Origin of the sequence: Pseudomonas sp. IPO3774, assembly GCF_013386835.1 — a bacterium.
In the GTDB taxonomy this organism is placed as follows: domain Bacteria; phylum Pseudomonadota; class Gammaproteobacteria; order Pseudomonadales; family Pseudomonadaceae; genus Aquipseudomonas.
The window spans coordinates 1-314 of record NZ_JACAQY010000084.1 but is presented as its reverse complement, the minus strand read 5'-3'; the positions used below and the strand labels follow the sequence as shown (position 1 = coordinate 314).

Below are 314 nucleotides of genomic sequence, written 5' to 3'. Positions count from 1 at the left end.
GATTCATTGAAGAAGACGATAGAAGCAGCTTTAAGCTCCAAGCTGATAGCTCTTAGCTAATCAGTTACGCGCTCGAAATTGGGTCTGTAGCTCAGTTGGTTAGAGCGCACCCCTGATAAGGGTGAGGTCGGCAGTTCGAATCTGCCCAGACCCACCAATTTTGTTATGGGGCCATAGCTCAGCTGGGAGAGCGCCTGCCTTGCACGCAGGAGGTCAACGGTTCGATCCCGTTTGGCTCCACCATTAACTGTTTCTGCTGTTAGAGTTTAGAAATGAATATTCGCGAATGAATATTGATTTCTAGTCTTTGATTA

The 314-nt window shown here is 47.1% G+C and carries 2 tRNA genes; both read left to right on the top strand.

Features of this window, described 5'->3' with window-relative positions:
• The first annotated feature begins 80 nt into the window (after positions 1 to 80).
• Positions 81 to 157 (top strand) — tRNA-Ile (locus tag HYE77_RS32375).
• A gap of 10 nt (positions 158 to 167) precedes the next feature.
• Positions 168 to 243, top strand: a tRNA-Ala gene (locus HYE77_RS32370).
• The last annotated feature ends 71 nt before the right edge of the window (positions 244 to 314 follow it).